Consider the following 14,163-nt stretch of genomic DNA (forward strand, 5'->3'; position numbering starts at 1 on the left):
AGGGCGCGGTGCTCATGCGCCGGCCGATGTCGTTGCTTGGTGAATGGGTGAAGCACAATCATCAGTGGTCAGGCCTGTAGTTAGCTTTAGTCGGCGAATGGCTGCGACGCCAGCCTGTTCGAGCGGGTCACCCGGCTTATCCGGGCCACTGCTCGGCCAACTGGCGCAGATCGCTTACCTGCAGATCCGCGTCGATCCCCCAGGGATCGAGGACTGCCGTCAATTGTCGCGCAGCACCTTGAGCTCGCCATCCTCGGCGCCGAAGCCGCGTTGCAGCTTGACCTTGAGGCTCAGGTCGGTGCGCGAATCGGCGAACTTGAGCGCTTCGCCCAGGGTGATCCGGCCGGCTTCGAGCAGCTGGTAGAGGTGCTGGTCGAAGGTCTGCAGGCCCTGTTCCAGCGCGCGTGCCGTGGCTTCGCGAAGATCGTCCAGCTGGTCGCGCTGGATCAGGTCGCGGATATAGGGGGTGGCCAGCATCAACTCCACCGCCGCCACGCGTTTCTGCGCCACGCCGGGGATCAGGCGCTGGCCGATCACCGCCAGCAGATTCTGCGCCAGGTCGGCCAGTACCTGCTTGCGCGCCTCGTCCGGAAAGAAGCGCACGATCCGCTCGATCGCGTGGCTGCTGCTGGTGGCGTGCAGGGTGGCCAGGCACAGGTGACCGGTTTCCGCATAGTGCAGGGCGTGCTGCATGGTCGCGGCATCGCGGATCTCGCCGAGCATGATCACGTCCGGCGCCTCGCGCAGCACGTTGCGCAGGGCATCGGCAAAGCTGTGGGTGTCCAGGCCGACCTCACGCTGGTCGATGATCGACTTCTGGTGCTTGTGGAGGAACTCGATGGGGTCTTCGATGCAGACGATATGCCCGCTCTTGTGGCGGTTGCGGAAGTCCAGCATGGCCGCCAGGGTGGTCGACTTGCCGGAGCCGGCCGCACCGACCATGAGGATCAGGCCACGGTCCTGCAGGCTCAGTTTCTCCAGCAGCCTGGGCAGGCCGAGCTCATCGAAGTTGGGAATCTGGCTCTTGATCAGGCGCACCACCATGCTCACTTCGCCGCGCTGGTAGTAGACGTTGACCCGGAAGCGCCCGGCGCTCTGCACGCTGACCGCCAGGTTCATCTCCAGATCGCGCTCGAACTCCATGATCTGTTTCTGCGTCATCAACTGGTAGGCTTGCCGCTGCACCTCGCCGGCCTGCAGCACGCGTTCGCCGACCGCCTGGCTGTGGCCCTCGAGCTTCATGTGCGGCGGCGCGCCGACACTGAAGAACAGGTCCGAGCCGCCGCGCTCGTAGAGCAGTTGCAGATAGGGGAATACATCCACCGCGTCGTCGGTCGTGTCGTTCATCGCGCCTCCTGGCCTTGTGCGCCCCATCCTAGCACTGGCGGTCGTGCAAATTTCGAGCGCAACGCCGCACCGGGCGTTTTTAGCGATCCGTAGGCTCGCCGCAGGCAGTGCAGCCTGGTTTAGCGGCGCGGCATAAAGCGGGCGGGGTGTCGCTACGCTCCGAACGGAACGCCGCCCGAGCTGCCCTACGAATTTGCAGCAGTCGCAGTAGGCGAGAGTTTTTTCACAACAGCCCAGGCGACACTGGCGGTCGCCCCACGCCGCCAGACTGGTTAACCTAGCGCTTCGCCACGGATGCAGTGCCCACCATGCTCAACCTTTATCACGCTCCCGACTTGGAAACCCTCGGCGAACTGGCCACCACCCTGCTCGCCCAGCCCCTGCGCGAGCCCTTCGCCCCCGCCTTGGTGGTGGTGCCGAGCCAGGGCATGGGCCGTTGGCTGACCCTGGAACTGGCGCGCAAGCAGGGCATCGCCATGCAGCTCGAGGTGCAGTTGCCGGCCAAGTTCGTCTGGGACCTGTCGCGCCTGGTGCTGGGCCAGTTGCCGGAGCAATCGGCGTTCGCGCCGACCACCCTGGCCTGGCGCCTGTACGACTGGCTGTGCGAGCCGGCCAACCTGGCCGAAGCGCCGCGCCTGGCGCATTACCTGGAGGGCGGCGACGAGCGCCGTCGCCTGTCGCTGGCCAGCAAGATCGCCGACGTATTCGACCAATACCTGCTGTATCGCGACGACTGGCTGGCCGCCTGGGAGCGCAACGAGCTGCAGGGCCTCGGCCCTGACGAAGCCTGGCAGGCGCTGCTCTGGCGCGAGCTGACCCGCGACGGCCACCCGCACCGCGCGCGCCTGCTCGAAGACCTGCTGCGCCGCCTGTACGACGCGTCGCCCATCGCCGAGCTGCCCGAGCGCCTGCTGGTGTTCGGCATCAGCAGCCTGCCGACCCACCACCTGCGCGTACTCGAAGGCCTGGCGCGGCACACCGAGGTGGTGATCTTCGCCCTCAACCCCTGCCGCGAGGCCTGGGGCGAGATTCGCGATATCCGCGAGCTGGCGCGGCAGCCAGAGTTGAGCCCGGATGACTGGTATCTGGATGTGGGCCACCCGTTATTGGCGAGCCTGGGCAAGCAGGGCCGCGATTTCTTCGACAGCCTGTTCTCACTGGCCTCGAGCGAAGGCAGCCAGGAAACCGGCCTGTATTCCGAAGACGCCGATCTGCACGACAGCAGCCTGCTGCAGGCGCTGCAGAACGACATCCTGCGCCTGCGCACCCGCCAGGCCGATGAGCGCCTGGTCTTGCGCGAGGACGATCGCTCGCTGGAGCTGCATATCGCCCACTCGCCGCTGCGCGAAGTGGAAATCCTGCATGACCAGTTGCTCGCCCGCTTTGCCGCCGATCCCGAGTTGACCCCGGATCAGGTGGTGGTGCTGACCCCGGATATCGAGCGCTACGCACCCTATATCGAGGCGATCTTCGCCGCCAAGAGCGGCGCTAGCCGGACGGCCGCCCCACGGATGGCCGCCCCGCGCATTCCCTTCAGCCTGGCCGACCGCAGCCTGCGCGCGGAAATCCCCCTGATCGAGGCCTTCCTCAACCTGCTCGCCCTGCCCGACAGCCGCTTCGCCGCCGAGGAAATCCTCGCCTGGCTGGAGCAGCCGGCGATCGCCCGCCGCGCCGGTATCGAAGCCGAGGACCTGACGCTGCTGCGCGACTGGTTGCGCGAGGCCGGCGTGCGCTGGGGCCGCGACGGCGAGCATCGTCGGCAGCTGGGCCTGCCGGCGGACAGCGCCTTTACCTGGCGCCAGGGCCTGGATCGCCTGCTCCTGGGCTTCGCCGCGCCACCGCAACTGGCCGGCTCGCACGCGCCCTTGCTCGGCGACAGCTGGCCATTGGATGCCCTGGAAGGTGGCCGCGCCCAGTTGCTCGGGTGCCTGGCCGCCTTCGTCGAGCGTCTCGCCGCCCTGGCGCAGAGCCTGCAGCGCCCGCGCAGCCTGGGCGAATGGAGTGAGACCCTGCTGGCGCTGATCGACAACCTGTTCGACGAGCGCGAGGCCGGCGACACCCTGTTGTTGCTCTCCCGTGCCTGCGCGGCGCTGCAGGATCAGGCCACGGCTGCCGGCATCGAGCGGCCGCTGGAGTTGGCGCTTGTCCGCCAGCACCTGACTTCTGCCCTGGAGCAGGGCGGCGGCGCCTCGGGCTTTCTCACCGGCGCGGTGACCTTCTGCACCATGGTGCCGATGCGCAGCCTGCCGTTCCGCCTGGTCTGCCTGCTCGGCCTGGATGACGGCGCCCTGCCAAGGTGCACCCCGGCCGCCGGCTTCGACCTGATCGGCCAGAAACCCCGGCGTGGCGACCGTGCCCGGCGCCTCGACGACCGTTACCTGCTGCTGGAAATCCTCCTCTCGGCGCGTGGCGGCCTGTACCTCAGCTACGTCGGCCGCGACCCGCGCAGCAACGCCGAACTGCCGCCCTCGGTGCTGGTCAGCGAACTGCTGGATGTCATCGATCTGACCGCTATCTGTGGGAGGGGCTTTAGCCGCGAAACAGACGCCGCCGATCCGTCATTGCCTCCCAAAGCCAGCGCCCACATCACCCACCAGCACCCGCTGCAACCCTTCGCCGCCGGCAATTTCGCCGACGGCGCGCAGGCCGGTTTCGCCGCGCCCTGGTTCCGCGCCGCCCAGCGCCTGAGCGAGGCGGTCGAAGCACCGCAGCCGTTCGCCAGCACCCTGGCCGCGCCGGATGCAGACGGGCCGGGCGGCGATCCGCTGTGCCTGGAACCCAGCCAGCTGATCCACTGCTTCAAACACCCGGCGCGCTACCTGCTGGAGCAGCGTCTCGGCCTACGCCTGGCGCAAAGCGAAGAGGCCCTGGCCGGCGACGAACCCTTCAGCGTCGAGTGGACCAGCCAGCACGGCCTGCGTCAGCTGGCGCTGCAGGCCATCGAACAGGGCTGGAGCGAGCGCGAGGAACGCAGCGTGGCCGCCGCCTCCGGCTGGTTGCCGGTGGGCGAGTTGGGCCAGGCGCACTGGGGGCAGATTCGCGGACCGATCCGCGCCTTCGCCCCGACCCTGTTCGACGAACGCCCGGAGGATGCGGCGCAACCGCTGCTGGTGGATATCCAGCTGGCCGGCGTGCGCATCCACGGCTGGCTCGATGGGGTCAGCGCCAGCGGCCTGTTCGACTATCGCCTGCGCGACCTCGGCGCCTGGGAACTGGCGCCGTTCTGGCTGCGCCACCTGCTGCTCAACTGCGCCGCCACCCCGGGCATCGCCCGCGACAGCCGCCTGCTGTCGCCGAAAAGCGAATGGCGCCTGGGGCCCTTGGCCAACCCGCTGCAACTGCTCGAACCCTGGCTCGCGGCCTACAAGAGCGCCCTGTGCGAACCGCTGCCGGTCCTGGCCAAGTGCAGTTATGGTTTCGCCAGAAAATGGCGCAAGCCCGGTAAAAAGGAGCCAATTGACGCCGCGCGCAGCGAAGCGCGGGTGATGTGGCAGGGCAACGACTATATGAGCGGCGAAGGCCAGGACCCCTGGAACGCCCTGGCCTTCCGCGACCGCGACCCGCTGGACGAGCGCTTCGAAGCCCTCGCCGAGCAACTCTATGGCCCGGCGCTGGATGCTCTGCACGGCAGCGACGAGGACGAGGCATGACCAGCGCACCTTTGGACCTGCTGCAGGACAGCTTCGCCGGCCGCTCGCTGATCGAAGCCAGCGCCGGCACCGGCAAGACCTGGACCCTTACCGCCCTGTACGCCCGGCTGTTGCTGGAGCAGCGGCTCAACGTCAGCCAGATTCTGGTGGTGACCTTTACCACCGCGGCCACCGCCGAATTGCGCGAGCGCATTCGGCTGCGTCTGGCCGAGTTGCTGGCGGTCTACGATAACGGCCCAGGCGCGGACGAGCTGCTCAATCGCCTGCACGCGCAGTACCCGGATGCCGCCAGTCATCGGCGTCTGCTGCTGGCAGTGCATGGCTTCGACGAGGCGGCGATCTTCACCATCCACGGCTTCTGCCAGCGCGCGCTGCAGGATGCGGCCTTCGAGGCCGGCGGCGACTTCGACAACGAGCTGACCTTTGATGACCGCGAAATCCTCGACGCCCTGCTCGCCGACCTCTGGCGCCATGAGCTGGCCGCCGCCGAGCCGGAGTGGGCGGCCTTTCTGGTGCAGCAAAAAATTACCCCGCAGAGCCTGCGCCAGCGTCTGCGCAATCACCTGGGCAAACCCTACCTGCGCATCGAGCCGCAGCCCGGGGCCAGCAGCGAGATGAGCGCCCTGCGCAACGCCTGGCAACAGGCGCGGGATGCCTGGCAACGCGACAGTGCCGGCTGGCTGGACCAGCTCAAGGCCTTCGCCGGCTTCAAGAGCAATATGTGCAACCCGGCCAAGCTCGGCGCCTGGCAGGCCGAGCTGGACGGCTACTTCAGCGACGCCGCCGCGCTGTTCAGCAAGACCGAGGCGCACCAGCGGCTGTCGCGCGAAGGCCTGGCCAAGGCCAGCAAGAAAGGCGAGAGCGTGCCGGATAGCCCGCTGGCCGATGCCCTGCAAGGCCTGTGCGAGGCCCTGCAGGCCGCGCAACCCGAGGCCGAGCAGCGCTTGATCGACCTGCAGGTACGCCTGATCGGTCAGCTCAATGAGCAGCTGCCGCAGCGCAAGGCCGCCCAGCGTCTGCTGGCTTTCGACGACTTGCTCAACAAGCTGCAACAGGCGCTCTATGGCGAGGGCGGCGACCACCTGGCCGGCACCCTGCGCGAGCAGTATCCGGTGGCGCTGATCGACGAATTCCAGGACACCGACCCGGTGCAGTACCAGGTGTTTCGGCGCATCTACGAAAACCAGGGCGACCTGTGTTTCGTTGGTGACCCCAAACAGGCCATCTACGCGTTTCGCGGTGCCGACCTGGCCACCTACCTCCAGGCCCGCGACGAAGCCGCGCGGCAGTACAGCCTGGCCACCAACCACCGTTCCACCCCTGAGCTGATCGCCGCGCTCAACCTGTTGTTCGACCGGCCCATGCCCTTCGCCGAAAAGGGCCTGACCTATCCGCAGGTCGGTGCCAGCCAGCGTGCGCGGGCGCAGCTGGTGCTGCCGGTTGTCGATGCCGAACAGGACGCACCTGTGGCGCTGGTCTGGCTGGCCGACGATTACCTCGGTAAAGGCGAGGCCGGCGCCCTGGTGGCCCGCGACACGGCCCGGCGCATCGCCGCGCTGCTGACGGCGAGCGGCCGTGGCGAGGCCTATTTCGAGGCGCAAGGCGAGCGCACGGCGCTGAAGGGCGGCGATATCGCCGTCCTGGTCGCCAGCCATCGCCAGGCCGGGGAAGTCGCCGCCGAGCTGGCGGCGCGCGGCGTGCCCAGCGTGCGCCGCGGCAAGGAAAACGTCTGGCACAGCGAAGAGGCCGGCGAGCTGGCCGCGGTGCTGGCCGCCTATGCCGAACCGGGCCGCGAAGGCGCACTGCGCTATGCCCTGGCCAGCCGCTTGCTCGGGCGCAGCGCCGCCGATCTGGCCGCCTGCCAGGACGATGCCCAGGCCTGGGATGCCGAGCGCGAAGCCGCCGAGCGCTACCATCAGCTCTGGCAGCAACAGGGCTTTATGCGCGCCTTTCGCGCCTGGCTGGACGAGCAGCAGGTGGCGCCACGTCTGCTCGCCCTGGTCGATGGCGAACGCCGCCTGACCAACCTGCTGCACCTGGCCGAACTGCTGCAGAGCGAGAGCCTGCAACGCCCCGGGCTGGAACAACTGCTGAGCTGGTTCAACGCCCAGCGCAGCGCCGAGGCCCACGGCGAAGAAGCCCTGCTGCGCCTGGAAAGCGATGCCGAGCGGGTGCAGATCGTCACCATCCACACCGCCAAGGGCCTGGAATACCCGCTGGTGTTCTGCCCCTACCTGTGGGACGGCGCGCTGCTGCGCCAGAGCGAAGACATCAGCTGCCACGCCGACGATGGCACGCCGCTGCTCGACCTGGGTGGCGAGCAGTTCGATACACACCGTGAGCGCGCCCGCCACGAGCGCTTCGCCGAGCGCCTGCGCCTGACCTACGTGGCCCTGACCCGGGCCCGCGACCGCCTCTGGCTGCACTGGGGGCCGGTGGACTGCAAACCGAAAAAGGACGGCAGCCTCAGCGAGGCCGGCCTGCACAGCAGCGCCCTGGCCTGGCTGCTGCACGGTCGCCAGCTGCCCGGCGCGGATGCCCTGGGCGAACTCGCCGGCCATCTGCAGACCCTCAGCCCTGCCGGCCTGCGCGGCGAGATCGAGCAGCTGGTGGGCGCAAGCCACGGCCATATGGCCGTGCAGGCGCTGCGCGAAAGCGAAGCCAGCGCCGCCGGTGAACGCCGCGCGCCGCCGCCCCGGCAGCTGCAGCAGATGAACCGCAGCCTGCACAGCGCCTGGCGCATCGGTAGCTTCTCAGGGCTGGCCTCCGGCCTGCACATGGAAGCGCCGGATCGCGACGGCCTGGTGCTGCCCGCTGCCAGCGAACCGGGCAGCGGCTTCTTCGCCTTCCCCCGCGGCGCCCGCGCCGGTACCTGTCTGCACGCGATCCTGGAGGACTGGGCGCGCGGCAAGGCGCCGTTGGCCGAGCTGGTCGAACCGGCCCTGCACGGCCATGGCATCGACAGCGACTGGCGCGAGGTGGCGCTGAGCCAGTTGCAGCAGGTGCTCGACAGCGACCTCGACGGCAATGGCCTGACCCTGGCCAGCCTGCAGGCGGCGCGGCGCCTGCCGGAACTCGGCTTCACCTTCCCGGTGGCCAATCTCGACCTGCAGCGCCTGCGCGCCATCCTCAGCGACCCGGCCCATGGCCTGGCCGCGCCGATGCGCGAAGCCGCCGCACGTCTGGAGTTCGACAACCTGAAGGGTTTCCTCAAGGGCTTTATCGACCTGACCTTCGAGCATGACGGGCGCTGGTATATCGCCGACTACAAGTCCAACTGGCTCGGCCCGGACGCCAGCTACTACGGCGGTGAACGCCTGCTCCAGGCCCTGGCCGGCGAGCACTACTACCTGCAATATCTGATCTACCTGGTGGCGCTGCGGCGCTTCCTGCGTCAGCGCCTGGCCGATTTCGACAACAATCAGTTGGGCGGCGCCTACTACCTGTTCCTGCGCGGCATGCCAACGGCCGGGGTGTATTTCTCGCGGCCCAATGATCGGCTGCTGGATGCCCTGGATAACCTGTTCGAGGGAAACGAGTGATGCGCGTTTTTTGTAGCCCGGATGCAATCCGGGAACGACCTTCGCGGCGCCTGACGAATTCGCCGGATTGCATCCGGGCTACGGGCTCGCGGTCCGTAGGATGCGCCGTGCGCACCACCCCGTCGGTTGATGGTGCGCACAGCCTAGGCGGCCCCGTGACACCCTACGGGGGTGGTCGATGAACCTTGCCGACCTGCCCCTCGGCCCGCTGGAGCGCGCCCTGGTCGACAGCCTGCGCCGGCTCGACCCGGCCGCCGAACCGCTGGTGCTGGCCTCGGCGGCGCTGCTCTGTGCGGCGCTGGATAACGGCGATGTCTGTCTGCCACTGGCGCGGCGTGCCGGACAGCGGCCCTGGCCGGAGCACGGCTTCTGCCTGCCGCTCCTGGCCGAGTGGCAGGCGCGGCTTGCCGCCTCGTCCCTGGTCGGCGGCGACGGCGACGGCGACTTCACCCCGTTAATTCTGGTCGGCGAGCGCCTCTATCTGGCGCGCTACCAGGCCTACGAACGCAACTTGGCTGAACAACTGCTCAGCCGCGCCGCCGATCTGCCGAGCGTCGATGAGGCGCAACTGAGCGAAAGCCTGACCCGCCTGTTCGCCTTCAACGCCCAGCAACCCGACTGGCAGCGCCTGGCCGCGGCGCAAGCGGTGCGGCGCAGGCTGGCGGTGATTTCCGGTGGCCCCGGCACCGGCAAGACCACCACCGTGGTACGCCTGCTCGCGGCGCTACTCGAGCAGCCCGGCGGCGCTCAGTTGGCCATCGGCCTGGCCGCACCCACCGGCAAGGCGGCGGCGCGCATGGCCGAGGCGATCCGCAATGCCAAGGCCAGCCTGCCGGTCAGCGCGGCGATCAAGGCCGCCCTGCCGGAACAGGCGCGCACCCTGCATCGCCTGCTCGGCAGCCGTGGCGACAGCCCGCAGGTGCGGCATAACGCGGCCAACCCGCTGGCGCTGGACGTGCTGGTGGTCGACGAAGCCTCGATGGTCGATCTGGCGCTGATGGCCAAACTGGTCGACGCCCTGCCGGCCAACGCGCGGCTGATCCTGCTCGGCGACAAGGACCAGCTCTGCGCGGTGGAAGCCGGTGCGGTCTTCGCCGAACTCTGCGAAGGCCGCGGCTTCGACGCCCGGGCCGCCGCCGACCTGCAGCGCATCACCGGCCAGCAGGTGCCGGTCGCACAACCGGGTTCACGCCTGGGCGATGCCGTGGTGTTGCTGAGCCACAGCCACCGTTTCGCCGGCGACAGCGGCATCGGCGAGCTGGCCCGGCGAATCAACGGCGGCGACGTCAGCGGCACCCTGAACCTGCTGAAAGAACAGCGCAGCGACCTGGCCTGGAACGCCCAGCCGACCCCCGCCGATCTGCTCGAACGCCTGGATTGCGGTTATGCGCCCTTTCTCTCCGCGGCGAAAAGCGCCGATCCGCACGCGGCCTTTGCCGCCTTCAACGACTTCCGCGCCCTCTGCGCCCAGCGCGAAGGCGCCTGGGGCGTGGCCGGGATCAACGAAGCGCTGGAGGCGCGGGTGAAAAGGCGCGGCCAGGTCGCCAGCCGCGAACGCTGGTATGTCGGTCGACCGATCATGGTGCGGCAGAACGACTACGCCCTCGGCCTGTTCAACGGCGATATCGGCATCTGCCTGGACAGCGAGTTCGGCCTGCGGGTGTTCTTCGAGGCCGAAGACGGCTACCGCCCCTTCGCCCCGGCGCGGCTGCCCAGCCACGACAGCGCCTTCGCCATGACCGTGCACAAGAGCCAGGGCTCGGAATTCAGCGAGGTGCTGCTGGTCTTGCCCGAACAACCCAGCCCGCTGCTGAGCCGCAGCCTGTGCTACACCGGCATCACCCGGGCCAGGCACAAAGTGGAAATCTGGGGCCTGCCGACGCGCCTGGGCGAAGCCGTGGCCACCCGCGCCGAGCGGGCGGCGGGGTTGGCCGAGCGTCTGGCTGTCGACCCGGTCACGCAGTCAAGATCCGCAGCGCCACCCGCGAGCGGCGCCGGTCACGCTCAACTGCCGCTGTTCTAGCCGCTGCTCTAGCCAAGATCATTGCGCGCGGCAGTGGTGAATGGCTTTTGTAGGATGTGGCGGGCCGCGTAGGCTTGAGCGCAGCGATACCCATCAAACCCCAGCATGGGTATCGCTGCGCTCAACGCCATCCTACCCGGTGCCCATCGCCGGCAGTCGTGGCCCGAATCCGGCCAATTGCCGAGAAGGTTGCAACAATCGACGCGCTCGCCAAGAATGCGCCAAGCCTGACCGGCGGCGCCGGTCACCGATGGATTGTCCGCTTAGCGCAAGGAGACACCATGCTTACCCGTCTGAGCAATATCTTCAAAGGCATCCTCTCCCTGTTCATCAAGGACCTGGAGCGGCAGAACCCGGAGGCCCTGCTGGAGCTGGAGCAGGAGAATCTGCGCAAGCAGATCGCCAACTTCAACCAGGGCCTGGCTGCCCATGCCGGCCTGGCCGAGCGGCTGATGAGCCAGGTGCGCAAGCAGGAAGCCGAGGAGCGTGAGCTGCATGCGCGCACCACCGCGCACCTGCGTGCCGGCAACAAGTCGGCCGCTGCGCAGAACGCCCTGCGCCTGCAGAACCTCGGCCGCGAGCTGGAAGAGAATCGCCGCCAGCTGGCCCAGGCCGAGGAGACCTACCAGAACCTGACCAAGGCCCGCGAGGTGGCGGTGAATGCCGCGCGCAGCAAGATCGAGGCGCTCAAGGGCGCGATCAACGATATGCGCATGAAGACCGCGATGGCCGAGATGAACGAGATGGCCGCCGGCATGGTCAGCACCATCGGCGGCTCCGGCGACACCCTCAACCGCCTGCACGAGATGGTCGAGGAAGAACGCACCAAGGCCGCCGGCCGTGCGCGCATGGCCCGCGACTCGATGGACATGAGCGAAGTGAACCTCAAGGAAGCCGAGATGGACGCCCTGGCCGACCAGGCCCTGGCCGATTTCGCCGCCAAGGAAGGCATCAGCCTGCCGGGCCAGGAAGCCACCCCTGAGGCGCCGGCCAATCGCAGTATGGGCGGCAGCGCTCCGCAATCCGAAAACCAGTAAGGCGCGCCCATGAGCAGTGAAGGCAAAGCACCCGCCTGGCTCGATGAACTGCGCCTGGCCTACGAGAGCGGCGCCCATGGCCAGTTCGTGCTCTATGGCAACGTCGCCGATCGCTTCCCCCTGGACGGCCGCCTGGTCAGCCTGACCCGCTACCTCGAGGCCAGGCTGCTCGGCACCTTCGACCTGGTGTTCCTCTACGATCCGGGCAATGGCCTGAGCCTGCTGCGTGGCGGCGAGCGTTTCGCCCAGTGGCCGGCGGCGGAGCAGGTCAGGCCCTGGCCCCATGAGCCGCGCGCGGCGATCGAGCTGATCAGCCGCTACCTGCGCTACCGCGCCAACCTGCAGGCGCTGGGTCGTGGCGACAACGAGCATGTGGCGGTGATTCTGCGCGGCGCCGAGCTGGTCCTGCCGGCCAGCCGCCAGGGCGATTTCGCCAGCGCCAGCCTGGCCAGCCTGGTGCGCGACTGGGCCGCCGAGCCGCCGTTCAGCGACATGGCCTTCGCCAGCCTGCTGCTCGCCGACAACCTCAATGACCTGCACCCGCTGGTGGCCAACAACCCACGCATCGACCGGGTACAGGTACCGCTGCCGGATGCCGACAGCCTCGGCCAGTGCCTGGCGCAGCTGCGCCTGGATCATCCTGCCGCCTTCGCCAGCGAAGACAACGGCACGGTGCAGGCCCTCGCCGGGGTCAGCCTCAGTGCCCTGACCAGCCTGGTCAAACGCCGCGCCCACCAGGGCAAGGTGCTCGGCGCCCAGGACTGGGTCGAAGCCAAGAAGGAGCTGGTGGAAAGCGACAGCGCCGGCCTGGTGGAATTCATCGAGTCGAAACGTACCCTGGACGACTACCACGCCCAGGACGCGCTGAAAATCTGGCTGCGCCAGGACATGGCGCTGTGGCAGGCCGCCGACCTGCGCGCGCTGCCCAAGGGCTATATCTTTTGCGGTCCGGTGGGCACCGGCAAGACCTACCTGGTCGAGTGCCTGGCCGGCGAGGCCGGGGTGCCGGTGGTCAAGCTGAAGAACTTCCGCGACCGCTGGGTCGGTTCCAGCGAGGGCAATCTGGAGAAGATCTTCCGCCTGATCCGCGGCCTGGGCCGCTGCATCGTATTCATCGACGAAGCCGACCAGACCCTCGGCAAGCGCGACGGCGGCAGTGGCGACAGCGGCCTGTCCGGCCGCCTCTATTCGATGATCGCCCAGGAGATGGGCGACGCCGACAACCGCGGCAAGGTGATCTGGATACTCGCCTCCTCGCGTCCCGACCTGATCGAGGTCGACCTCAAGCGTCCGGGTCGGGTCGACGTGAAGATCCCGCTGCTGCCGACCACCACGGTCGAGGAAAGCGCCGCCCTGCTCAGGGCCCTGCTGGGGCGCTTCGAGCTCAAGCTGGAAATCAAAGCCCTGGTGAAACTGCCGCTGCCGCTGCTGCTCACCCCCGGCGCCGCCGAGGCGCTGGCGGTGAAGGTCTACCGCCAGGTGCGCACCGCGCAGATGCAGCCCCTGGCGGCGCTCGAGCATTGCCTGCAGGGTTATCAGCCGCCGGTGGCCGAGCAGGTGCTGCGCCTGCAGATGAGCATCGCCATCCGCGAAGCCACGGATATGGCCTTCGTTCCCGAATCCTTGCGCCACCTCGCTCAGGAGAACCTCAGCCCATGAGTGGCGGACGCTATCTCTGGGCGGCCTTCAATGCCCGCCCGCTGGGCATGCCGCTGGCGCCGAACTGGTTCGGTCTGGCCGCGTTCGCCTTGCTCGGCGCCTTTGTCAGCCCCGGCTTCTGGCTGCTCGGCGCAGGCCTGGAGCTGGGTTATCTGATGCTGCTGGCGCGCAGCGCGCGTTTTCGCCGCACCGTGGATGCCCGGCAAGTGCAGCCGACCGATCCTGCCGGGCAACGTTACGAGGCCAGCCTGGCACTCCTCGATGCGGCGCAGCGCCAGCGTCAGCAGCTGGTCGAGGCGCGTGCCCGCGAGGTGCTGCAGCTGCTGGCGCGCTCGCCCTTGATGGCCTCGCACGCCGACAGCCTGGAGCAACTGGTGTGGCTCAACCTGCGTCTGCTGGTGGCCGGCCAGGCGCTGAGCGTGGTGGCCGACACCGCCACCCGCGAGAGCGCCGAACTGCAGCAGCAGGAAGCGCAGATCGATGCGCGCCTCGCCAGCACCGAGCTTAACGACGAGTTGCGCCGCAGCCTGGAACAGCAGAAGCAGGTGATAGACGCGCGCCAGGCGGCCCATGTCGAAGGCCTGCGGCGCAAGGAGCATGTCGATGCCGAGCTGCAGCGTATCGAACAGCAGATCGCCCTGATCCGCGAACAGACCCTGCTGGCCACCGACGAGGAGCAGATCGGCATGGCGCTGAACGCCCTGACCTCCTCGTTCAACGAGGCCAGCCGCTGGCTGAACAGCCAGCGCGACCTGCTCGGCGTGCTCGAACTCAACGAACACCAGGCCCTGCCGCGCTACGTGCTGCAGGACCCAGGCGGAAAACCGGCGAAAGGCCAGTCGCTTCGACATTGATGGGCTGCTGCACCCAGGCTTATTCGGGTCATGGAACCGGGTAGGGTGGAT

The 14,163-nt window shown here is 68.5% G+C and carries 7 protein-coding genes; 6 read left to right on the plus strand and 1 reads right to left on the minus strand.

Features of this window, described 5'->3' with window-relative positions; all coding sequences use genetic code 11:
* Positions 1-219: 219 nt before the first annotated feature.
* Positions 220-1,347 carry a PilT/PilU family type 4a pilus ATPase gene (locus G9C89_RS12265; RefSeq protein ID WP_172148245.1) on the minus strand — a complete coding sequence of 376 codons (1,128 nt, stop codon included), beginning with the start codon at positions 1,345-1,347 and terminating at the stop codon, positions 220-222.
* 308 nt (positions 1,348-1,655) lie between these two features.
* On the opposite strand from G9C89_RS12265, the gene recC reads away from it, so the two are divergent.
* The 6 genes from recC to G9C89_RS12295 all read left to right on the plus strand — a co-directional run bounded on the left by recC (position 1,656) and on the right by G9C89_RS12295 (position 14,112).
* Positions 1,656-4,997 carry an exodeoxyribonuclease V subunit gamma gene (gene recC / locus G9C89_RS12270; protein ID WP_172148246.1) on the plus strand — a complete coding sequence of 1,114 codons (3,342 nt, stop codon included), beginning with the start codon at positions 1,656-1,658 and terminating at the stop codon, positions 4,995-4,997.
* Entirely contained in the window at positions 4,994-8,539 is a 3,546-nt protein-coding gene (recB, locus tag G9C89_RS12275) for an exodeoxyribonuclease V subunit beta (RefSeq protein ID WP_172148247.1), read from the plus strand. The genes recC and recB overlap by 4 nt, the downstream gene beginning before the upstream one ends.
* Before the next feature lie 178 nt (positions 8,540-8,717).
* On the plus strand, positions 8,718-10,562 hold the full coding sequence (gene recD / locus G9C89_RS12280) for an exodeoxyribonuclease V subunit alpha (protein WP_172148248.1): 1,845 nt from the start codon (positions 8,718-8,720) through the stop codon (positions 10,560-10,562).
* Between the two features lie 281 nt (positions 10,563-10,843).
* Positions 10,844-11,599 (plus strand): PspA/IM30 family protein, encoded by a 756-nt coding sequence (locus G9C89_RS12285; RefSeq protein WP_172148249.1) that lies wholly within the window; start codon positions 10,844-10,846, stop codon positions 11,597-11,599.
* A gap of 9 nt (positions 11,600-11,608) precedes the next feature.
* Positions 11,609-13,258 carry an AAA family ATPase gene (locus tag G9C89_RS12290; RefSeq protein ID WP_172148250.1) on the plus strand — a complete coding sequence of 550 codons (1,650 nt, stop codon included), beginning with the start codon at positions 11,609-11,611 and terminating at the stop codon, positions 13,256-13,258.
* On the plus strand, positions 13,255-14,112 hold the full coding sequence (locus tag G9C89_RS12295; RefSeq protein ID WP_172148251.1) for a hypothetical protein: 858 nt from the start codon (positions 13,255-13,257) through the stop codon (positions 14,110-14,112). Before G9C89_RS12290 ends, G9C89_RS12295 begins: the two co-directional genes overlap by 4 nt.
* The last annotated feature ends 51 nt before the right edge of the window (positions 14,113-14,163 follow it).

Origin of the sequence: Pseudomonas tumuqii, from assembly GCF_013184545.1 — a bacterium.
Classification (GTDB): Bacteria; Pseudomonadota; Gammaproteobacteria; order Pseudomonadales; family Pseudomonadaceae; genus Aquipseudomonas; species Aquipseudomonas tumuqii.

Bases quoted from the DNA above. Each gene is read 5' to 3' on its own strand.
- G9C89_RS12265 (WP_172148245.1), bottom strand. From the start codon at position 1,347: ATGAACGACACGACCGACGACGCGGTGGATGTATTCCCCTATCTGCAA.
- recC (WP_172148246.1), top strand. From the start codon at position 1,656: ATGCTCAACCTTTATCACGCTCCCGACTTGGAAACCCTCGGCGAACTG.
- recB (WP_172148247.1), top strand. From the start codon at position 4,994: ATGACCAGCGCACCTTTGGACCTGCTGCAGGACAGCTTCGCCGGCCGC.
- recD (WP_172148248.1), top strand. From the start codon at position 8,718: ATGAACCTTGCCGACCTGCCCCTCGGCCCGCTGGAGCGCGCCCTGGTC.
- G9C89_RS12285 (WP_172148249.1), top strand. From the start codon at position 10,844: ATGCTTACCCGTCTGAGCAATATCTTCAAAGGCATCCTCTCCCTGTTC.
- G9C89_RS12290 (WP_172148250.1), top strand. From the start codon at position 11,609: ATGAGCAGTGAAGGCAAAGCACCCGCCTGGCTCGATGAACTGCGCCTG.
- G9C89_RS12295 (WP_172148251.1), top strand. From the start codon at position 13,255: ATGAGTGGCGGACGCTATCTCTGGGCGGCCTTCAATGCCCGCCCGCTG.